The 21121-nt window shown below is 56.0% G+C and carries 21 protein-coding genes; 9 read left to right on the top strand and 12 right to left on the bottom strand.

All coding sequences use genetic code 11. From position 1 onward, the window contains the following. Positions 1 to 11 precede the first annotated feature (11 nt). Together ACZ1HJ_RS05710 and mutY are read right to left on the bottom strand one after the other, a co-directional pair. The gene (locus ACZ1HJ_RS05710; RefSeq protein WP_472721351.1) at positions 12 to 1151 is read right to left on the bottom strand and encodes an alkane 1-monooxygenase; all 1140 of its coding nucleotides are present in this window, start codon (positions 1149 to 1151) and stop codon (positions 12 to 14) included. 40 nt (positions 1152 to 1191) lie between these two features. Beyond that, complete coding sequence (gene mutY / locus ACZ1HJ_RS05715) at positions 1192 to 2253, bottom strand: A/G-specific adenine glycosylase (protein WP_472721352.1); 1062 nt, start codon at positions 2251 to 2253, stop codon at positions 1192 to 1194. Between the two features lie 80 nt (positions 2254 to 2333). On the opposite strand from mutY, the gene ACZ1HJ_RS05720 reads away from it, so the two are divergent. The 3 genes from ACZ1HJ_RS05720 to ACZ1HJ_RS05730 are packed head-to-tail and all read left to right on the top strand — an operon-like array spanning position 2334 to position 4648. Continuing rightward, the gene (locus tag ACZ1HJ_RS05720; RefSeq protein ID WP_472721353.1) at positions 2334 to 2843 is read left to right on the top strand and encodes a DUF721 domain-containing protein; all 510 of its coding nucleotides are present in this window, start codon (positions 2334 to 2336) and stop codon (positions 2841 to 2843) included. A gap of 18 nt (positions 2844 to 2861) precedes the next feature. Further along, positions 2862 to 3533 carry a DsbA family protein gene (locus ACZ1HJ_RS05725; protein WP_472721354.1) on the top strand — a complete coding sequence of 224 codons (672 nt, stop codon included), beginning with the start codon at positions 2862 to 2864 and terminating at the stop codon, positions 3531 to 3533. Then, positions 3533 to 4648: a CaiB/BaiF CoA transferase family protein gene (locus tag ACZ1HJ_RS05730; RefSeq protein WP_472721355.1), complete on the top strand. Its 1116-nt coding sequence runs from the start codon at positions 3533 to 3535 to the stop codon at positions 4646 to 4648. Before ACZ1HJ_RS05725 ends, ACZ1HJ_RS05730 begins: the two co-directional genes overlap by 1 nt. An 8-nt stretch (positions 4649 to 4656) precedes the next feature. On the opposite strand, the gene lpxK is transcribed toward ACZ1HJ_RS05730, so the two are convergent. The 3 genes from lpxK to ACZ1HJ_RS05745 are packed head-to-tail and all read right to left on the bottom strand — an operon-like array spanning position 4657 to position 7126. Next, a complete protein-coding gene (lpxK, locus tag ACZ1HJ_RS05735; protein ID WP_472721356.1) occupies positions 4657 to 5658 on the bottom strand; it encodes a tetraacyldisaccharide 4'-kinase in 1002 nt (333 codons plus the stop codon). Beyond that, positions 5655 to 6875 carry a 3-deoxy-D-manno-octulosonic acid transferase gene (locus ACZ1HJ_RS05740; protein WP_472721357.1) on the bottom strand — a complete coding sequence of 407 codons (1221 nt, stop codon included), beginning with the start codon at positions 6873 to 6875 and terminating at the stop codon, positions 5655 to 5657. The genes lpxK and ACZ1HJ_RS05740 overlap by 4 nt, the downstream gene beginning before the upstream one ends. 8 nt (positions 6876 to 6883) lie before the next feature. Further along, on the bottom strand, positions 6884 to 7126 hold the full coding sequence (locus ACZ1HJ_RS05745; RefSeq protein ID WP_472721358.1) for a DUF4170 domain-containing protein: 243 nt from the start codon (positions 7124 to 7126) through the stop codon (positions 6884 to 6886). Between the two features lie 161 nt (positions 7127 to 7287). Here ACZ1HJ_RS05745 and ACZ1HJ_RS05750 point away from each other — a divergent pair, with 161 nt between their 5' ends. Beyond that, positions 7288 to 8025 (top strand): glutamine amidotransferase, encoded by a 738-nt coding sequence (locus ACZ1HJ_RS05750; protein ID WP_472721359.1) that lies wholly within the window; start codon positions 7288 to 7290, stop codon positions 8023 to 8025. A gap of 13 nt (positions 8026 to 8038) precedes the next feature. On the opposite strand, the gene ACZ1HJ_RS05755 is transcribed toward ACZ1HJ_RS05750, so the two are convergent. Next, entirely contained in the window at positions 8039 to 9292 is a 1254-nt protein-coding gene (locus ACZ1HJ_RS05755; protein ID WP_472721360.1) for a glycosyltransferase, read from the bottom strand. 149 nt (positions 9293 to 9441) lie between these two features. Between ACZ1HJ_RS05755 and leuS the strand changes: the two genes are divergently transcribed. The 3 genes from leuS to ACZ1HJ_RS05770 are packed head-to-tail and all read left to right on the top strand — an operon-like array spanning position 9442 to position 13883. Beyond that, the gene (gene leuS, locus ACZ1HJ_RS05760; protein ID WP_472721361.1) at positions 9442 to 12060 is read left to right on the top strand and encodes a leucine--tRNA ligase; all 2619 of its coding nucleotides are present in this window, start codon (positions 9442 to 9444) and stop codon (positions 12058 to 12060) included. 27 nt (positions 12061 to 12087) lie between these two features. Then, positions 12088 to 13113, top strand: a complete 1026-nt coding sequence (gene holA, locus ACZ1HJ_RS05765; RefSeq protein ID WP_472721362.1) for a DNA polymerase III subunit delta — start codon at positions 12088 to 12090, stop codon at positions 13111 to 13113. Further along, a complete protein-coding gene (locus ACZ1HJ_RS05770) occupies positions 13110 to 13883 on the top strand; it encodes a dienelactone hydrolase family protein (RefSeq protein ID WP_472721363.1) in 774 nt (257 codons plus the stop codon). Before holA ends, ACZ1HJ_RS05770 begins: the two co-directional genes overlap by 4 nt. Before the next feature lie 3 nt (positions 13884 to 13886). Here the strand turns inward: ACZ1HJ_RS05770 and ACZ1HJ_RS05775 are convergent, their stop codons facing one another. The 3 genes from ACZ1HJ_RS05775 to ACZ1HJ_RS05785 all read right to left on the bottom strand — a co-directional run bounded on the left by ACZ1HJ_RS05775 (position 13887) and on the right by ACZ1HJ_RS05785 (position 16899). Next, entirely contained in the window at positions 13887 to 14324 is a 438-nt protein-coding gene (locus ACZ1HJ_RS05775; protein ID WP_472721364.1) for a GFA family protein, read from the bottom strand. 68 nt (positions 14325 to 14392) lie between these two features. Beyond that, positions 14393 to 15580, bottom strand: a complete 1188-nt coding sequence (locus tag ACZ1HJ_RS05780) for a TIGR03862 family flavoprotein (protein ID WP_472721365.1) — start codon at positions 15578 to 15580, stop codon at positions 14393 to 14395. Beyond that, a complete protein-coding gene (locus tag ACZ1HJ_RS05785; RefSeq protein ID WP_472721366.1) occupies positions 15577 to 16899 on the bottom strand; it encodes a mechanosensitive ion channel family protein in 1323 nt (440 codons plus the stop codon). The genes ACZ1HJ_RS05780 and ACZ1HJ_RS05785 overlap by 4 nt, the downstream gene beginning before the upstream one ends. A 68-nt stretch (positions 16900 to 16967) precedes the next feature. Here ACZ1HJ_RS05785 and ACZ1HJ_RS05790 point away from each other — a divergent pair, with 68 nt between their 5' ends. Beyond that, positions 16968 to 17267, top strand: a complete 300-nt coding sequence (locus ACZ1HJ_RS05790) for an HNH endonuclease (RefSeq protein WP_472722166.1) — start codon at positions 16968 to 16970, stop codon at positions 17265 to 17267. Positions 17268 to 17290: 23 nt separating this feature from the next. On the opposite strand, the gene ACZ1HJ_RS05795 is transcribed toward ACZ1HJ_RS05790, so the two are convergent. The 3 genes from ACZ1HJ_RS05795 to ACZ1HJ_RS05805 are packed head-to-tail and all read right to left on the bottom strand — an operon-like array spanning position 17291 to position 19382. Then, the gene (locus ACZ1HJ_RS05795) at positions 17291 to 18028 is read right to left on the bottom strand and encodes a VOC family protein (RefSeq protein WP_472721367.1); all 738 of its coding nucleotides are present in this window, start codon (positions 18026 to 18028) and stop codon (positions 17291 to 17293) included. After that, the gene (locus ACZ1HJ_RS05800; RefSeq protein WP_472721368.1) at positions 18028 to 18636 is read right to left on the bottom strand and encodes an enoyl-CoA hydratase/isomerase family protein; all 609 of its coding nucleotides are present in this window, start codon (positions 18634 to 18636) and stop codon (positions 18028 to 18030) included. Before ACZ1HJ_RS05800 ends, ACZ1HJ_RS05795 begins: the two co-directional genes overlap by 1 nt. Then, the gene (locus ACZ1HJ_RS05805; RefSeq protein ID WP_472721369.1) at positions 18633 to 19382 is read right to left on the bottom strand and encodes an SDR family oxidoreductase; all 750 of its coding nucleotides are present in this window, start codon (positions 19380 to 19382) and stop codon (positions 18633 to 18635) included. The genes ACZ1HJ_RS05800 and ACZ1HJ_RS05805 overlap by 4 nt, the downstream gene beginning before the upstream one ends. A 128-nt stretch (positions 19383 to 19510) precedes the next feature. Here ACZ1HJ_RS05805 and ACZ1HJ_RS05810 point away from each other — a divergent pair, with 128 nt between their 5' ends. Continuing rightward, positions 19511 to 21034 carry a DUF2125 domain-containing protein gene (locus ACZ1HJ_RS05810; protein ID WP_472721370.1) on the top strand — a complete coding sequence of 508 codons (1524 nt, stop codon included), beginning with the start codon at positions 19511 to 19513 and terminating at the stop codon, positions 21032 to 21034. Positions 21035 to 21121 lie beyond the last annotated feature (87 nt).

Raw genomic sequence — 21121 nt, forward strand, 5'->3', positions numbered from 1 at the left:
GCCGCGCTTTTTTAGCGCGGCAATGGGTTCATGGCGTTGTTGTAAGGCTTCCAATCCGTAATTTCAGGATAATACATTTGCCGCCAACGGCGCACGCGCGGGTTCATAACCCGCCGCCACAAGGGCGGAACCATCGCAGCAATCGTCATCACAGGATACCCATAGGGCAATTGTGGCGCGTCACCATCGGGATGCGTTTGCAACAATGGAAACCGGCGATCGGGTTTGTAGTGGTGATCGGAATGGCGCTGCAGGTTGATGAGTAACCAGTTGGACGCTTTTTGCGCGGAGTTCCAGCTGTGTCGTGGCAGAACATGTTCATATTTGCCATCGCCCAGATGTTTGCGCGTCAGCCCGTAATGTTCGATGTAGTTGACCAGTTCCAACTGCCAGATCGCGACGCCGGCCTGCCATAGAAACAGAAACAATCCGGTCCAGCCGCCCAAGATCACAGCCAGTATCAGCATTGTACCTTGGAGTGCCCAGTACCGCATGAACGGATTGCTAAGGTGTGTCCACGGCAGGTTCTTGCGGGCAAGCATGTCCCGTTCCGCCCGGAAGGCGGACAGCAGCGAACTTTTCAGAACCCGCGGGAAGAAACGGTGAAACCCTTCGTTGTACCGCGCGGTCACCGGGTCCCGGGGGGTGCCCACATGCCGGTGATGCACCAACAGGTGCTCCGAGCGAAAGTGCGAATACAAAACCATCGCCAGAAGCAGATCGCCCATCAGCCGTTCCTGCTTGTTCTTCTGGTGCATCAGTTCGTGGCTGTAATTGATGCCGATTGTGCCGGTGATAATGCCAACCCCAAAAAAGAGGGTGATCGTTTCGATCGGAGACAGATGCGCATCGCCCGGTCCATTGACGTACCAGATCATCCAAAAGAGCAGCACAAATTGAACAGGGGCCCAGATCAGTGTGATCGCTCGATACCATGTCAGGTGGTCATCCGATATTTGCGGATCTGCGTTTTCCAACTCCAGCCCCAGAACAAGGTCCAGAATGGAAAACATGAACCACGTGACAAGCGGAAGGAGCAGTACTGTCCATCCGCCCTGGGTGGCACTGAACAGTGCAACCGGCACAAGCAGGAGAGATACCCAAAAGGGCAAAGCGCGTTGCGCACGTGAAACTTGTTGAGCGTTTATCATGCGGGTCTCCGGCGGGTTCAGGGCCAACTTGAACGATACACTAGCCCAATTTTAGAACCGCGCCATGTGCAAGATCGAAAACCTTGCGCATGACGGTGGGTAACTCAGCCGGTTTGAACTGGTCCTTGGGCAGAAATGCACCGGTTTTGGGGTGCGCAACGCTATCCACACGCGCAAATTCGATTCGCAACTGCAGGTGAAAATGCGTGAATGTGTGCCGCGCTTCTTCTGGCAACGTTTTCCAATTCGCATCAATAGGTGGGGCAGGCGTGGGCGCGTCGGACCAATCGCTGCCGGGCCAACCCAGCATACCCCCCAAGAGCCCCTTGTCGGGGCGTCGCTCCAGCAACCATGCCCCATCGTCACGCTGCACCACATAGGCGATGCCAATCCGCGTCGGTTTTGCCTTTTTGGGGAGTTTGCGGGGCAACTCCGCCTGCGTGCCTGCGATGCGCGCTTGGCACGGTGTACGCCAAGGGCAGATGCCACAGGCAGGCGATTTGGGTGTACAAATCGTGGCGCCCAAGTCCATCACGGCCTGCGCATAATCCCCAGGACGTTGCGACGGGGTTAATGCCGCAGCAGCGGCGGTTAACTCCGGCTTCGCGGTAGGCAGCGGCGTGTGGATATTGTGCAGTCGCGCCATAACGCGTTCTACGTTGCCGTCCACCACGGTTTCCGGCTGATCAAAGGCAATGGCCGAAATCGCGGCCGCCGTGTAAGGGCCAATGCCGGGCAGCGCAAGCAATGCCTTTGGTTCATCTGGAAAGGTGCCGCCATGCGCTTCGGTTACCACGCGGGCACATTTCAACAGATTGCGCGCCCGGGCGTAATACCCAAGCCCGGCCCATTCCCCCATGACGTCTCCGTCTTCTGCAGCAGCAAGGTCCTGAACTGTGGGCCAGCGTTGCGTAAACCGTTCAAAATATGATTTGACCGTAGCAACAGTGGTCTGCTGCAGCATGATTTCGGACATCCAGATGCGATATGGGTCGGGGATCACACCGCTTGCTCGTTGCGCTGGCCCAATCCGCCACGGCATGTCGCGCGCATGGCGATCGTACCATTCCAAGAGGTCATCAGGATTTGCCGGGTCACACATTCGTTATCGTGCCGTGAGTTTAGGGGCTGGTATGCTCTGCCACATGCCTTAAATTAGCGCGTGAGTACAGGAGGTCATTCATGTCAGAGCGCCGAGCAACGGCGCGCGGGTTCAAACGGACCTCGACGTTGCTGCAAAAACGCATCAGACAAGCATCGGAAAGCCGTGGGTTTTCCGAATCCCGCGTACTCACGCATTGGGTTGAAATCGTTGGTTCGGACATTGCGGCAATCGCACGACCGGTCAATGTGAGTTATGGCCGCCACGGATTGGGAGCCGCGTTGACGGTTCTGACCACTGGCGCACAGGCCCCGATGCTGGAAATGCAAAAAGAAAAGCTGCGCGAAAAGGTGAATGCGGTCTATGGCTACAATGCGATTTCGCGGGTGCGGATCACGCAAACAGCCCCGACGGGATTTGCCGAAGGCAAGGTTGACTTTGACCATCGCAAAGCGGCTAGCACTCCGTCGAAACCTGATCCGTCTCTAGACGCCAAGGCGACACAGCTTGCGGAACATGTGGGCGACACTTCCCTTCGATCAGCGCTGGAAACGCTGGGTCGAAACGTTCTATCAAAAACCAAACAGTAATCATTGGAGATCAATTTAATGAAGCATTTGATTGTGTCGGGCGCCGTGGGCCTTGCATTGGCCGCCGGCGTCACATTCTGGGTCAGCGGATCCCAGAACAGCAATTCGAGCCAAATTCCAACGGGTGCTGTGAACGCTCAAGAAGCCTCTGATGCGGATACGTCCTCCATCGTGGAAATGACGATGGGGCCGGAAGATGCAAAAGTGACGGTCATTGAATATGCGTCATTTACCTGCCCGCATTGTGCAAATTTCCACAAAGGCGCCTTCAAAGAGTTGAAAGCGGATTATCTCGACACAGACAAAATCCATTTCATCTACCGCGACGTGTTTTTTGACCGCTTTGGCCTCTGGGCATCGATCGTGGCGCGCTGCGGCGGGCCTGAAAAGTTCTTTGGCATCTCCGACATGCTCTACAATCAGCAAAGCGAATGGATCGGCAGCCGTGATCCGGTTGAGATCGCGGACAACCTTCGCAAGATTGGCAAAATCGCGGGTATCGAGGAAGAACAGCTCGAGGCGTGTCTGACCGATAGTGGAAAGGCCGAGTCGCTGGTTGCCTGGTACCAGCAAAACGCAGAGGCGGATCAGGTGAACTCAACACCGACGCTGATCATCAATGGCACCAAGTATTCGAACATGAGCTACGGGGATCTGAAAGAGATCATCGACACCAAGCTTGCTGAGTAATGGCATCTCCGCTTGATGGCCTGAAAGTCATTGAATTGGCACGTATTCTGGCCGGTCCCTGGACCGGCCAGACGCTTGCTGATCTAGGCGCCGAGGTCATCAAGGTTGAGGCCCCGGGCGGTGATGATACGCGCCGCTGGGGCCCGCCCTTCATTGAACGCGACAACGACACTACAGCGGCCTATTTCCATTCCTGCAATCGGGGAAAAGCCAGCGTCACCATCGACTTTCGCACGCCCGAAGGTCAGCAACTGGTACGAGACCTGGTGGCGGACGCCGACATCCTGATCGAGAATTTCAAGGTTGGCGGTTTGGCGAAATACGGCCTGGACTACGCGAGCCTGAAGCAGCTCAATCCCAGGCTGATCTACTGTTCGATCACTGGATTTGGACAGGATGGGCCGTACGCGCACCGCGCGGGTTATGATTACATCATCCAAGGGATGTCTGGCTTGATGTCGATCACCGGCGATCCGTCCGGCCAGCCACAAAAGGTGGGTGTAGCGGTTACGGATGTATTTACCGGCGTCTACGCAACAACGGCAATTTTGGCAGCAGTACATCAGCGCCACACGACGGGCAAAGGGCAACATATCGATATGGCTCTGATGGATGTTGCGGTGTCCGTAACGGCCAATCAGGCGCTCAATTACCTTTCGACCGGTGAAGCCCCACGTCGGATGGGCAATGAGCATCCAAATTTATCACCCTATCAGGTGTTTGAGTGTTCCGATGGTTTCATCATCATCGCCACGGGAAATGACCCGCAATACCAGCGTCTGTGCATTTTGCTGGGCTTGGCGGAATTGGCCAATGACCCCGACTATCTCTCAAACGCGGACCGGGTTGCGCATCGTGATGATCTGACCCGTGTCCTTACCGTGAAGACCAAAGGGTTCACCAAGGCAGAACTATTGGCGGCATGCGAGGGAGAAGGCGTACCAGCGGGGCCAATCAATGATCTGGAGGAGGTCTTTGCTGACCCGCAAGTGCGCGCACGCGGCATGCAGCTTTCGTTAGATGGAGTGCCCGGTGTACGGTCCCCGTTCCGGTTCTCTGACGCAGAGTTATCACTGCAAAAGCCGTCACCGAAATTGGGTGAACACAACGAATAATTAACCGGTCAATCAGGTTCCAGCCCTGCGTCCGTCAATGCGCGATCCAATGGACCCCAATCGGTCAGTTCCAACCGTACTGGCAACGTAAGTACCTTGCGTCGGAAGGCATCGGGCAGGCGAACAGCATCCTTCTCTGTGGTCACAAGCTGGGCCCCAAGTGTCTGCGCCTCGGTTTCCAAGCGGGTCATCAAAGCAGGTGTCAGAGTTTCATGATCATCCAGGCTTTCCGTGGCCACCAGCGTAGCGCCCATCCCCCGCAAACTTGCGAAAAACTTTTCGGGGTGGCCTATGCCGGCAAAGGCCAGACACTGAGTGCCGCTCCAATCCATCCCTGTCTGTAGCGGTTCGAGCCGGCCTGTGAGATGTGGAACAGCAATGTTTGCGCCCCATGTCTGGCTAAATTTTTGCTGCGCGGCTTCATCGCCAATCGAAAGAAGAATGTCGGCACGCGAGAGGCCGGTATCAACTGGCTCCCGCAGGGGGCCGGCTGGTAGGCAGCGGCCATTGCCAAACCCTTTCTGAGCGTCGACCACGATGATACTGATGGTTTTGTTCAGTGAAGGGTTCTGAAAACCATCATCCATCACAAGCACATCTGCCCCTGCGGATTCTGCAGCGCGGGCACCTGCGGCGCGGTCACGGGCCACCCAAACAGGCGCAAACGCAGCGATCAGCAAAGGTTCATCCCCTGTTTCTGATGCTTGATGAACCTTGGGATCAACCTGAACCGGGCCTGACAATGTGCCGCCATGACCCCGCGAAATCACATGCGGGGTCTTGCCCATCTTTTGCAGCCGCTCGACCAGTGCAATCACAGTCGGGGTCTTGCCTGTCCCGCCTGCGTTCAGGTTGCCAACACAAATCACTGGAATGGCGGATTGGTACCCCGTTGATCCCGCCAATCTGCGCGCTGTTATCTCGGCGTAAACCCAACCAAGCGGCGCCAATATGCGTGTGGAAATCGTAGGTTGGGCCGGATCAGAGTACCAAAACAGTGGCGGTCTCATGCGCCCACATCCGTTTCATCCAATGCGTCCTGAACCAATTCCAGAATCTGATCAGTAACCTCTGCACCTTGGGTGGCAACATCCCAGGCCGCATGGGCCATAGCGGCAGATTGATCCGGAGCGATCAACCGCTGAACCGCTGTAGACAGGGTATCGGCATCGCGCACCAAACGGGCCGCGCCAGCCTCGGAATAACGCGTGTAGCCGGACATATAGCGGCTCACATGCGGGCCGTAGAGAATGGCCGAGCCGTGTGCCGCGGGCTCATTCGGGTCGCGACCTGAGTATTCCTGAAAAAACGAGGTCCCCATCAAGGTGACCGCCGCCAGAAGATACCATAGCCCCAATTCGCCCCGTGTGTCCGCCAAAAGCACCTGCGTTGTTTCTTCGGGCAAGTCACCATTTGACCAAACGGCATAGCGCCACCCTTCGTCTTCCAGTTGTTTCTGGAACGCGTCCGATTGCGAAATGTCGTCCGGGACAATCACCAGCATCGCCCGATGCGCCAGCTTACTGACGGAACGGTGCGCCTTGAGCACGATAGGCACTTCATTTGCCTGAATCATAGCCGCCAGCCAGACATGGCGGCCGCGCATCAGGTTAGACATCTCGTCGTGGTCAGATTGATTGTACGGCAGTGCCGCAGCACCGCCCAGAAACGGGCCCGTGACGGTGATTTTTGTGTCCCCAGTCCCTATGCGTCGTAAGTCGCGCGCGGCATTCGCAGAGCGCGCCATGATTGCAGAAAATCGTGAAAAGAGTGCTTTTGGCAAATCTGGAAACCACCGCCATCCGGGCCGAACCAACAGCGTTTCGTCGGCATCAACCAGAAACAAACGCAAACCGGAAATGTCCGCGCAATGGATCAAAGACGGAAGCAGATTTCCCCCGGTCCACAGGCCAAGGTCGGGTTTCCAATGCTCCAAAAAAGCTTCGGCGGCCGCAACGGAATCCTCAGGGATACTTTGCCAAATGATGTATTTGCTGTTTTGGCTTGAATGAATCAGATCTGCCGGACCAGTCATCAGAAAATGCAAATCTGGCCGCAACTGTCGCAACCGTTCCGCAAGATCGAGCAATGCGTCAGCCCGGCTTGCATCCACCGCGTGACCCCAGATCAGTTCGCCGTCGGGGCGGGCAATTGGCGGGACAGGAATGGCGCGAGGCGTTCCACGGGCATAGGCCAGATAGGCAGCCAGGCTCAGCGAACGCCCCATCGATCAATCTACCCCAGTTCTTCCGTTGGAGAGGCCTCTGTGGCTTCATCCCGAAGTTTATGCAGATGGGCAATGAAATAGCGCATATGTGCGTTGTCTACCGTCCGTTGCGCTTCGGATTTCCATGCGTTGTAAGCTTTTTCATAGTCGGGAAAAATGCCGACGATATGCAGGTCATTGGTGTCCTTGAAGACATTGCGCGATGGATCAACCAGTTCACCGCCAAAGACCAGATGCAGGCGTTGGGTCATTGCTGTTTCCTTGCATGGGTTTACACGCGACGCAGCGTATTCGTTTGGGCGGCGGGGTCAAGCAGATGGACGCGCAAGGACGGCCGACGGTTGTCCGGCCCGTGACTTGACGACGCCTACGGAAAGGGGCACCCAAGACCGAACCTTTTGGGACAATCGCCATGACCAAACCTTTTCTCATCCTGCAGCTACGCCCGGAAACTGAGGCGGCCGATGACGAATATGCAGCGATTTTGCGCAAGGGTGGTTTGACCCCGGATCAAACGGTGCGCATTCGATTGGATCAAACTGAATTGCCAGCTGATCTGAAATTGGATGACTTTGCAGGCGTCATCGTCGGAGGTGGTCCCGGCTGTGTAAGCGATGCGCCCGATCAGAAAACCGATGTTGAGGCACGTATCGAGGCCGCAATCTTGTCGTTGATGCCAGCTGTAACGGATCGTGATTTCCCGTTCCTTGGATGCTGCTACGGCATTGGAATACTGGGCAAACATCTGGATGGCGAGGTGAGCAAAGCATACTTTTCCGAACCCGTGGGGACGTCCGATTGTCAGATTACGGCCGAAGGGGTCCAAGACCCGCTGTTAAGTGGATTACCGGCTCGTTTTCAGGCCTTTGTCGGCCACAAGGAAGCGCTTCAGACCCTGCCGGATGGGTGCGTGCATCTGGTAAGTTCACCGACATGCCCATTCCAGATGGTGCGCTACGCAGAGAATGTTTATGCCACGCAGTTTCACCCCGAAGCTGACGGTGAAGGCTTCAAGACCCGCATATTGATCTACAAGGATCGTGGGTATTTCCCGCCAAGCGAAGCGGCCTCATTAATCGACATGTGCACCGCGGCGGATGTGCATGCGCCGGAACTGGTACTCAGAAACTTTGTCCGGCGTTACGGCTGAGTTCCAGCCACCATCACCGCGTCACCAAATCGATTTTCATCACGTCGTCGACCCAGCTTACTTGCCGCGGCAAGCAGATCGAATTGAGGTCATAATGCTCGCACGCCAATTTACGCGCGGCCTGCCCCAGGCGCTTACGCGTCTCCGCGTCGTCCAGAAGTTCGCAAACCTGATTGACGATCGCATCATGGTCGAAAAAATCGACCAGCCGGCCGGTTTGGTCATGTGTGATCACTTCCTGCACTGGACCTGTGTCACTGGCCACAATGGCCGCCTCACAGCTCATTGCCTCCAGAAGGCTCCAACTCAGCACAAAGGGATAAGTCAGATAGACATGCACCCGGCTGACCTGCAGAAGTTTCAGGAATTGATCGTAAGGGATGCGCCCCAAAAAGCGGACACGCGCCCAATCGGCATCTGAAATCTGCCCTCTTACCTCGTCGATGAAAATCTGTTTCCACGTCCTGTCACCTTCAGGGCGCGCGCCATAACTCACCTCATCGCCCCCCACGATCAGGACGGTCGCGTTGGGACGTTCTTTGAGCAACCGTGGCAGAGCGCGCATGAAAATGTGATAGCCGCGATATGGTTCAAGGTTGCGATTAACAAAGGTAATCACCTCATCATCCCGGGTCACATCGCAGGCCCCGTCAATGGTCAGCCTAACGGTGGGGTCCGCAACCGCTGTGGTCGTGTCTATTCCGTCGTGGCTGACGGTAATCTTGTCTCGGAATTCCGGCGGAAAAGTATCTGCCTGAAAGTGCGTAGGGCTGATCCCCGCCTCGGCATTCGGGAAATGCAAATGGTTGTTGAGGTTCTTCATCCGCATCCGAAGAACTTCGATTTCGGCGTCGGACTTTTCAAATTCCGGATCAAAATGCAGGTGCGGATAGGTCGCATGATGGAACAGTTCGCAATAAAGACCCATGCGCGCTTCGGGCCAGACATCGCGCAAGAACATCGCTTCACCCCAACCAGGATGCGCCAGAATGAGATCTGGAACAAATCCACCTTCTCTGAGTGTGCGCGCAGCGCGGTAACAGGCATCGGCACGGGTGACCTTGCTGTCCAGATCAAGGATCCAAGGATGTACGTTTTGACCCGATCGTTCAGGCAGCTTGTAGGGTAGAACCCGCACACCGTTCCATGTGATGGCGTCGTCGACACGCAAAGTCAGCGCCACACAGTCATGTCCCTGAGACGCGAGGAGCGGTGCCAAATGTTTGTATTGGCCGGGGAAATTCTGGTGGATAAAAAGGATTTTCATTGAAAATACTGCCTGTGTGCCTTGCCAATGGTTATATGCGCCCCTTACGCCCCTGCAAAGGCCCGCTTTTTGCGGCATTTCTCTGGACCGCGCGCGTGCTTGCGCCTATCACCCTGTGAACCAGATGATCACCAAAGGAGCCGACACCGATGTCGCGCTATTCCGCCGCCGAAATAGAAGCCAAATGGCAAGAGGCCTGGGACAAGGCCGGTATTTTCCGGGCCACCCATACGGATGACAAACCCAAGTATTACGTGCTTGAGATGTTCCCGTATCCATCGGGCCGCATCCATATGGGCCATGTGCGCAATTACACGATGGGTGACGTTATCGCGCGCTACAAGATGTCGACCGGACACAACGTGCTGCATCCCATGGGCTGGGATGCGTTTGGCATGCCTGCGGAAAACGCCGCTATGGCCATTGGTGGTCATCCGAAGGACTGGACCTATCAGAACATCGACGACATGCGGGCGCAGATGAAGCCTCTGGGGCTCAGCATCGACTGGTCGCGTGAATTTGCCACCTGCGATCCAGAGTACTATGGCCAGCAACAGGCTCTGTTCCTGGACATGTTGGACAAGGGGTTGGTGTATCGCAAGAACGCCGTGGTTAATTGGGACCCGGTTGATATGACCGTGCTGGCCAATGAGCAGGTGATCGACGGCAAAGGCTGGCGTTCGGGCGCCGAGGTGGAACGACGAGAACTCACGCAATGGTTCTTTAAGATCAGCGACTTTTCCGAAGAGCTGCTTGAGGCGCTGGACGGGCTGGACAACTGGCCCGCCAAGGTCCGGCTGATGCAGGAAAACTGGATCGGCAAATCTCGCGGTATCGAAATCCCATTCCACCGCGCTGATGGCGGCGATCCGATTCTGTGTTACTCGACGCGCCCTGACACAATGCGCGGCGCCAGCTTTATCGCCATTTCGCCCGAACACCCGTTGTCGCGTGAATTGGCCGAAGGCAATGCCGAGCTGGCCGCCTTCATCGCCGAAACCCGCAAGATGGACACGACCGAAGCCGCGATGGAAAAGGCCGAGAAGAAGGGTCTTGATACCGGTATCACTGTCCAGCATCCGATTTACCCGGACATTCAGCTGCCTGTCTGGGTCGGTAACTTCGTCTTGATGGATTACGGCACCGGTGCAGTCTTCGGTTGCCCGGCGCATGATCAGCGTGACCTTGATTTTGCCCGCAAATACGGTCTCGATGTGCGCAACGCCTTCTACATGCCCGGTGACGACACAGAGGTCGAAGATGTGGCGCTGGTTCCGGCCAAATCCGAAAAAATTGTCTTTATTGACCATTTCACCGGTATCGCCGAGGCCACCAGCCAGGAAGGCATCGACGCCACGATCGACTATTTCGAAGCGCATAACCTTGGCAAAGGTCAGGTCAAGTACCGCCTGCGCGATTGGGGCCTTTCACGGCAACGCTACTGGGGCTGTCCGATCCCTGTCGTGCATTGCGATGACTGCGGCGTGGTGCCGGAGAAGAAAGAGAACCTGCCCGTCCAACTGCCAGATGATGTCACGTTCGATATCCCCGGTAACCCGCTGGATCGTCATGCCACGTGGCGAGACTGTTCCTGCCCGAAATGCGGCAAAGCGGCCAAGCGTGAGACCGACACAATGGACACCTTCGTGGACAGCTCATGGTACTTCGCGCGCTTCACCGCCCCGCGTGCCGCAACGCCAACCGACATGGCCGAAGCGGAATACTGGATGAATGTGGACCAGTATATCGGCGGCATCGAACACGCGATCTTGCATCTGCTCTATAGCCGGTTCTTTGCTCGTGCGATGCACATCACCGGTCATCTGCCGTCCAGCGCGATTGAGCCATTTGATGCTCTGTTCACTCAGGGCATGGTCACGCATGCCATTTTCTTGAGCTATAACGACGCTGGTCGACCTGTGTATCACTATCCGGAGGACGTGGAAATCCAAGTCGATGGTACATCCCAGTATGCATTACTCAAAGCGGACTTACTGAAAGATGGTGACTTCTGGAAGACTCTGGAAAAGGCGAACCAGGGGGATGCAACACGTATCGAAATTGTTCCGTCAGCTAAGATGTCGAAGTCAAAAAATAACGTCGTTGATCCACTAAACATCATTGGCGCTTACGGGGCTGATACCGCGCGCTGGTTTGTCCTCAGCGACAGCCCGCCGGAGCGCGATGTGGAATGGACCGCAAGCGGGGCAGAGGCTGCGTTCAAACATCTGAGCCGTGTCTGGAATATCAGCGATCGAATTGCTGCGATGGATGCAAATGCCTCGGGTGACGGCGATGACGATCTCTTGCGTGAGATGCATAAAACCATCCGTGATGTGACGCTTGGTGTCGAAAGCTTCGGATTTAACGCAGCGATTGCAAGGCTTTACGCCTTTACCAATGTGCTGTCGAAATCCAAAGCCAGCCACGCCGCGCAGAAACAGGCGATCATGACACTGGCGCAGCTGATGTCCCCGATGACGCCGCATCTGGCCGAAGACATCTGGGCGCAACAGGGCGGTGACGGCCTGATCATCAACGCGCCCTGGCCGCAGGCGGATGAGGCGATGTTGGTGGATCAATCCATTACCCTGCCCATTCAGATCAACGGCAAGCGCCGCGCAGAAATCAGCGTGCCACCAGATATGGACAAGGCCGAGGTTGAAAAAACCGCCATGGCCACCGATGCTGTGCAAAAGGCGCTGGATGGGGCCCAGCCCAAGAAGGTCATCGTCGTCCCCGGCCGGATCGTGAATGTGGTTATCTAACGAATTTGCCAACCCTGTAGGGCGCGTATGAAGCTTTCGACGCGCGATGCACCGGGCTATTTCGCCCGGCCTGAGCCGAACCGCACGGGGCTGTTGATCTATGGCGCGGATGCGATGCGGATTGCGCTCAGACGGCAGGAAGTGATCGCGGCGCTGGTCGGGCCAGATGGTGAGGAAGAGATGCGCCTGGCGCGTATTCCTGCCGCTGACCTGCGCAAAGATCCGGCGATGCTGTTGGATGCCATCAAGGCGCAGGGTTTCTTTCCCGGTCCGCGCGTCGTTTTTGTCGAAGATGCCACCGATGCGTTGGCGCCATTGGTAACCGCGGCGCTGTCCGAGTGGGCAGAAGGCGATGCGCAGGTGATTGTCACGGCGGGCGGGCTCAAGGCCTCCTCCAAACTGCGCAAACTTTTTGAGACCCATCCCAATGCCTATGCAACCGGCATCTACGATGATCCACCCTCACGCGCCGAGATCGAAGCAACCCTGACCAAGGCCGGACTGACCGGTGTTGGAAACGACGCCATGACAGACCTCACAGCCTTGGCACGGGACCTCGATCTGGGTGATTTCCGCCAGACCATGGAAAAACTGGCGCTCTACAAGATGGGCGATGACACGACCGTGTCTTCGGAAGACATCGCCGCCTGTGCGCCCACATCGACTGAGGCGGATCTGGATGACGTTCTGAATATCGTGGCCGAGGCACGGTCCGGCGAAATTGGCCCTGTTATGAAGAAACTGAAGGCGCAGGGCGTTCAACCCGTTGGTCTTTGCATCGGGGCAACAAGGCACTTCCGTGCGCTTTACACGGCTGCATCTGATCCCGGCGGTGCGTCGCAGGGTATAGCCCGGATGCGCCCGCCAATCTTTGGCCCACGCCGCGACAGGATGCTGCGACAAGCGCAGAAATGGGGCGCACCGCGTCTGGAACAGGCTCTGACGTTGCTGACCGATACGGACCTGCAGCTCCGATCCGCCGGGCAAAACGCACCCGCGATGGCATTGGTCGAGCGAACGCTTATTCGGTTGGCCATGATGGCGGCAAGATGAAAGGTCTGGCCGTTCTGTTCTGGCTCTTTTTGGCCGCTGCCGCACAGGCTGATACCGCGCGGGATAGCACAGAACTGGCCCGCACATGGGCTGGTGCTCTGGTGTATTTACCTGGCGAAAAAGGCGCCCCTGTCCAGGCCTCTGTCGCAGATATCGCAGGTTACTTATCCGAAAATCCTACCGCAGGCATTGTCATCTATGCCCATGGCTGTGCTGGTTTCAGCTACATTGACCGTGCCGCGGGTAAGTTTCACGCAGGCCTAGGCTATGTGTTTGTGGCGCCCGATGGATTTGCCCGGAAAGTCAAACCAGCGAGTTGTCGACCGTTGCTGCAAAAAGGCGGGTTACACCGTGCCGTCCTGCAATGGCGGCATGCCGAAATGGATTATGCACTGCGTCAAATCAAACGGATGACCCGGTCTGCCAACCGCGTCGCCTTGGTGGGACATAGCGAGGGTGGCATTGCGGTTGCGACGGTGCGAACTTTGCCAGTAAGCGCCCGTGTGATTGAAGGTTGGACATGTCACGCAGGATGGCCCGAATACAAAGGCCTGAATGCCCCGCGCGTCGAACCCGTACTGTCACTCGTGGGTAAAAACGACCGGTGGTTTCAAAGCCTGGACCTTCGCGGAGACTGCCAACCGTTTATGGACAGCAATGACCGATCTGTTGTGTTTACCCGACCGGACCCATTGCACAACAACCATTGGCTGACGTCGAAAAAACGCGTGCGGCGGATGGTGGCGGCGTTTCTGTCCGAGCACATGTAGCGCTTAATGCGCCACATCCTCTCCGGCGAATAACGCGAAGACTTCATCACGGGTCATGCCTTTCAGGTCTCCCGCAAGAGCATAACCTTGTGGTTTTACATCAGTGAAAATCTCTTCAGTCACGGTCAGGTCATCCGCGTTGTCGATCGAACCCATCCCGAGGTGGTACACACCGTGATGCGGCCCCGGGGCCGTGATGCGGTAAAAGAGACTGCTTCCGCATGTGCTGCAAAAACCGCGTTCTGCCCAGTCAGATGATGTGTAGGTTGTGATTGCGTCGGCGCCCTCAAAAGAGATGTCGTCAGGCTCAACTTTTACGCCAATATACATGCCGCCCGACCATTTTCTGCACATTTCGCAATGACACGCACCCGCTTCGGTGACATCAGAATTTACGGTGTAACTCACTGCACTACAAAGGCATTTTCCGGTAATTGGCATATGGCTTCTCCTCAAACGAATTTGGAAATGGCGTAGTTTAACTTGCCACAAGAGGATGACACTTTTTGTCAGTACGCGCCAGTTTCGTTGGTGGTATGGCCAGCATAGCGCGCCGCGGCGGCACCGGCCCACTTCCCGGTGGCAAGGCACGCAGTCAAAAGATAGCCGCCGGTTGGCGCCTCCCAATCCAGCATTTCACCAGCAGCAAAAACGCCGGGACGGGCGCGGATCATCAAGCTGTCGTCGAGCGCATCGAAACGTAACCCACCCGCGGTTGAGATTGCCTGATCTATCGGTCTCGGGCCTTCCAATGTCAGGCTCAAGGCTTTGATCTGTAGCGCAAGATCATCGGGGAGCGGTTTTGCACATTCCATAAGAAGTGCAATTTTGACCGGGTCCAACCTGAGCGCCTTGCGCAAATGATTGGTCAAGCTGGCCTTGCCACGACCACGCGCCAGCTTTTCGCGCACCTTTTCGATGGCCATGTCTGGCAGCAAATCGATTGTTAATGACGCGCCGTCGCGCAAAGCGCGGGAGATAGCATAAACACCGCCGCCTTCAATTCCAGCCGATGAAATCACAATCTCACCAAGCGAAATTTGATCGCCCGCGTGCAAAGCGACCCCCTTAACGGGTTTGCCAAAATGCCGCGTCATATGCTCGGACCACGCGACTTCAAATCCAACATTGGCAGGTTTGTAGGGTGCGACATGGGACGGTGGCATGTGGGCTGACCAAGTTCCATCAGACCCAAGTCTTGCCCAACTGGCGCCACCACACGCCAGAACCGTAACTTGAGGGCGCAGGCATTGGATACCACCGGGCGTCTGAAAAACCGTCTTTTCACCGTCCCATCCCTGCCAGCGCCAACGCAGGTTGGTTTGGACGTCCAACGACGCCAAACGACCTAACCACGCCCGCAGCAAAGGCGACGCCTTCATTGCTTTTGGAAAGACGCGCCCAGTTGTGCCTGTAAAAATCTCTTGGTTCAGGCCTTTTGCCCAGGCCATGACGCTTTGCGCGCCAAAGGCGTCGATCATGGGTTTCAAAGGCTCGGATCCCGGACCATACGCCGCCAAGAATTCGTCTTTTGGTGCATCCATGGTGAGGTTCAGGCCAGACTTGCCAGCCATCAAAAATTTGCGCGCCACAGAGGGTTTGGCGTCGGCCACCAAAACGCGGCATCCGGCCTGCGCCATTGTTCCGGCCGCCATGAGCCCAGCAGGACCAGCCCCGATGACCAGCGCATCGGTCATGAAGAGGGTGGTAGTCCCTTGTGGTGCACAACACGTTGAGGAAAGGGGATTTCGATGTCATTTTCCTTGAGCGCGTTCCAGATCGCGAACAACACTTTCGGGGTGAATTTGTTTTTCCCGTCGTCAATCCCATTGACCCAGAATTCGACTGAAAACTCGACGCCACTATCGGCAAAGGCCCGAAGCTCACAGTCGGGTTTTTCAGGCTCCTGCAGGACGAAATCGAGCTTGGATACGGCTTTTTCAATGATCGCAGGAACAAGGTTGATGTCTGTATCGTAGCTGACCGAAAACGGGGCTTCGTAACGATTGGCGCTGCCTTGGTCCGAATAGTTGACCACCCTTGTGGTGATGAAATCTTCGTTCGGCACCACGATCCAACGGCCATCGAAAGACTCCAGGATCATGGCCCGGGCCGTGGTCTTGACGATTGTGCCCGCCTCTCCGCCATCCAACTCGACGTAATCACCAACCGTTGCCTGCCCTTCCAGCAAGAGAATGACGCCGGAAATGAAGTTGGCGGCGATCTTTTGGAGGCCAAACCCGAGGCCCACACCAATGGCGCCACCCAGAACGGCGAGCGACGTCAGCGATATGCCCAGAATGTTCATCAGAATCAGGAATGCGGCGCCAAAAATCGCAATTTCTGCAGCCTTTACAGCAAGTTGCCTTGTGGCTGGCCGCATTTCTTCTTGCTGGTGAATGAAGCTCGCAGACTGATCGTTTGACCAGCGTCCCAGCCAGAAGATAACGCTGCCGACGACGATTGCTTTGATCAGCCACAGGAGGTCAAATGACATATTGCCAAGCGGCACCACCGTGCTTTGAAGCCATTCAGTGACGGTGCCCAACAGGCCAACAGCATAGATTGCTGCGACGGGAATGAGCACGTATTTCCCTAGTAGCTTGAGGAATGGGTCCTGAATGATCCGATGCACCAAAATGCGCGCAGCGAGAAACAGAAAGACGCGTTTGCCAAAGGCGATGACATCTCCCGAGCCAAAGATCGACCGCGTGATGCTCTCGCCCATACCGGTGAAAGTGTAGGCCAGGAGAGGCAACAACAGCGGCACAAAAATCAGGACAAACCGGCGCGCGCGGGCAAAGATGTTTACCTGATCATCAGCCGGAGTGAGCCATCGGCGCAGAATGGGCTTGAGCTTGCGTGAGAAGACAAGTGCCACGAGGTAAGCGACGACGAGCAGGGCGAATTGAGACCATGCTGCGGGACTGAGCAGCCATGCTTTGGCCAGGTCCCACCCCTGAAGCCCGTAGGCAAGCGCCTGTTGGACGAATTCCGGTTGCGCCTCCCAGTCCATTATCCACCTCTTGTCATTTTCACCATCACCGTCATTTTCATGCCTGTGATCATTGAAAGGATCAAGCCATACAAACGAATACGCCGATATGTCCTTTATGCCAGCGGCCCATTCCCGCCGATGCGCGGCAAAGCCATCATCACCTGGTCCCCAAGCTTAAAGGTGGTAAAGGCGGCCCTACTGTCTTGCTTCATCAAATTTGTCACAACGAAATTCACGCAACGCTTACAGAAGCAGAACTGGCCCGTGATTTCGCGACGATCGATGCATTGAGAGCGCATCCAAGATTGGCAAAATTCGTTGCATGGGTAACCAAGCGCCCACCCGATTTTCATTCCAAAACACCTGGTCGCCGTCGCAAGAGATAGCTGACAAGCAGGGATAAGGCCTTTCAGGCTGGGTCAGAGTCCGTTTCTACAAAATCAACAAGATTTCGATTGCCAAACCGTAGCCCGGCGAAATTTGAGTTAGTCGTTGGCTTCAAACCATCCACATATTGAAACTCAAGTGTCGTGTATGGACGCTTCCAAAGCCATTCCCGATTTTGAACAGCACGCAGGTCCGGATCGGGCGGGTCCTCCGCACTAAACGCCCAGAAATAGAGGTCAAAACCGCGATCCCGAACCGGTTGAATGGACAAAAGGTGCATGCCGTTGGCATCTGCGATTGCTGTCTCCGCTGCGATATTGCCTGTCCTCAACGTGATTTGACCGATACGCGCACCTCCCCCAAGTGGTTGGTTTCTATTGCCCGTATTTGATGGTCGGTTGCCCTCAAAGTCATGTTGCAAAAGTTCGATTTGGAAGCCTTCAGGATCAGACAAATGGCACATGTATCCGATGTCCTGGAATTGGTGCGGCTGGGTCACCTTGATCCCGGCTTGCCGCAACTGACGATGCGCAATGTCGACATTTGGCAATGTCAGACCGATCTTCCAATACCGGTCGGTTGGCGCATGCTGGTAGGCGGTACCACCTGGCACCAGAACAAGCAAAGCATCTTCACCGCGATACCCCAGATGCCATTCATCTGATTTCTGTTGGGCCACCATTCCCAGATGATCCACGTAAAACCGGGCAAGTTTGCTTGGATTAGAGACAGAAAGACATAGGGCCGAGAGGTGACCCATCAGCGGCAAAGACCTTTGATCGCCTGCGCATGTGATGGCGCCGCGGCGAGCGTATCTGCGGCCAGTTCACGGGCGGTGGGCAAGAGCAAATCCGGCTCTACCACACGGTCGAACAGTCCCCAAGCCAAAGCGTCGTTGGTCGATATTTTTTGCCCGGCCATCAAAATCATCTTGGCACGCGACCGGCCGATCAAACGGCTCAATCGACCTGGATCCGACGGCTGTGGCAAAAACCCCAACTTCATTACCGGATAAAATGCACGCGTTCCGGGCACGGCAATCCGTAGATCACAGGCCAGAACCATGCCCATCGCGCCACCGGCAACAGTGCCATTCAAGGCCGCAATGGAAAGTCCCGGAAGAGACGCAATGGCGGTCGATAGTCTTTCCCATACCGGCGACGTCGGCAGGCCGGATTTAGCGGCCTCAAGATCCATCCCGGCGCTGAAGGATTTGCCGTGGGCTGTCAGAATGAAAACGCGGGCCTCTTGGGCGGCCTCTGCAATATCTGCCAGTTCGGTCAACATGGCTTCGGTCAGAGAATTGGCTTTCTCCGGCCGGTTGATTGTGGCGATCCACAGATCTTCGTCTTTTTCGAGGTTGATCATATCAGGCCGACCCTTTTGCGAATGTCTTCGCTGCGTAGCGAGATTTCCTGACCAATGAATTCATCCGCATCTGGACTACACATCCACCTGAGCGTTTTGGCGGGCCAATCCGGGGGGATGTGATCGGACCATTCGAGCTGCGCCACCGGATTGATGCCACTCTGTTTGATCTCGCGCTGCATTTCGGTGGCGACGGTCCCCGGAGAGAGGCCCATGACCCGAAGCCCCTGCGCGCGACCTTCCTTGTCGGCACACATGGTCAACATGGCAGCGCCCGCTTTGGACGCGCAGTAATGGCTCCACCCTTCCAGAGCGCTATGGGCGGCCCCGGAGCTGATGGTGATAATCGTTCCACTGCCTGCCGCCTGCATCACAGGCATTGCGGCGCGCATTCCGTTGAAAACGCCCTTGAGGTTGATATCAATCACTGCGCCCCAGGCATCAGGATCTGCGTCGGCAAGCGAAGAAATAGGCTCTATCACACCGGCATTTCCGATCAAAACGTCAACACCCCCGAAGGTATCCACGGCGGTTTGCACGGCACTCGACATGTCTGAAAAACGGCTGACATCGCATGGAATTGCGATCGCTTGTGCGCCAATATCTGCGGCCACTTCACTGATGGCGCCGCTGCTGCGGGCAAGGAGCGCAACATTGGCGCCTGCAGCCGCAAACTCATACGCAGACGCTGATCCAATGCCGCGACTTGCCCCAGTGATTACCACGGTCTTGCCTTGTAACATCATAATGTCGCCCTTTTATAGATGGATAAGTCGTATCTGCCCGCGCGATGATGGTCCAGCGAGATCGCTACTTGACCGGGCCGGTGCTTGAGCAGAAGTTAGTGCCGAATTTCAAATCGAGAGGGTTCAAAATGGCGCAGTTGAAATCCGCCGCATGTTCGGCGGCAGCCATCAGTATTTTTATGACGGGATCGGCAGCATACGCCGATGTAACAGCACAGCAGGTGTGGGACGACTGGAAGAGCTACATGGTCGGGTTCGGCTATGAGTTGGTGTCCAATGAAAGCATTTCCGGCGATACACTGACGGTTGATGATTTGGTGTTGAACATCGATCTGCCCGAGGAAGAAGGCAACATGAGTGTCTCTCTCGGCCAGTTTCAGTTTACGGAGAACGGTGATGGCACGGTATCCATGTCCATCCCACCAAAAATCCCGATGCGCCTGAACATGCAAATCGCCGAGGGCGATGTCATGGACATGCTGATCGACTACGAAACGTCGGGCTATTCCGTCGTAATCTCCGGCGCCCCGGAAGATATGACGTATAATTATTCCGTCGCGGAGATGAGCATTGCCTTGTCAGAGGTTGCCGTAAACAGTGCGCCTGTTGATTTCATCAAGGGTGGAATGTCGGTCACCGATCTGGTCGGCTCGTCCAATATGAAGGTCGACGCGATGCGTAGTACGACACAGCGCATGACGTCCGGGCCCATGACGTTCGACTTGGATTTCACAGACCCCGAGACGTCAGGTCGGATGCAGATCAATGGGTCATACGACAATTTCGGCTTTGCTGGCAGCGGGACAATTCCGCCCAATATGGATGCCAATGACATGAGCGCCATGCTGGGCTCCGGTTTTGCCTTCACCGGCGGTTTCCAAATGGGGCCGGGTGGCTCGAACTTTACGGTTACCGAAGATGGCCAGGATGTCCAAGGCACCACAAAAACGGGTGGTGGCATGTTGGATATTGGCATGGATACAAGCGGTCTGAACTATTCGGGCGAAGCAAAAGACTACCAAATCCAGTTGGTTGGTGGTGAATTGCCGTTCCCGGTAGAGCTGGCGATGCAAAAGGCAGCGTTCAACCTGCTGGTGCCGATCACAGGAAGCACGGACGAACAGGATTTTGCCTTCGGCATGACAATGGGTGATTTCACCATGTCCGAGATGCTCTGGAGTATCTTTGACGGTGGCGCTGTGTTGCCCCGTGATCCTGCAACAATCGCACTTGATCTGACTGGTAAGGTCAAATTGATGGTTGATTTGCTGGATCCCAACGCGATGGAAGCAGTGGAGCGCGGCGAAGTGGCTCCGGGTGAAGTGACGGAGTTGGATCTGAAGGGCATGACAATCAGTCTGGCCGGTGCAGAGCTGACAGGCGAGGGTGGTTTTACCTTCGACAATAGCGACAAGGTCACATTCGGTGGAATTCCTGCCCCAACCGGCGAGATTGATCTCAAATTGCAGGGTGCCAATGGCCTTTTGGACAAGTTGGTGTCGATTGGATTGCTACCCGACACTCAAGCCATGAGCGCGCGCATGATGATGGGCCTCTTTGCGGTGCCAGGGCAGGGCGAAGATACCCTGACATCAAAGATCGAAGTCACGGATGACGGTCAAGTCAAGGCCAACGGCCAACGCCTGCGCTGATATCAGGGCAGAGCATTAAGGTATTTGAGGCTGCGGGTCACACTCGCAGCCTCTTTTTTGCGCGCAGGATGCCAAAGGCCGAACGGG

This window comes from Roseovarius sp. JB2-10 (genome assembly GCF_055693585.1).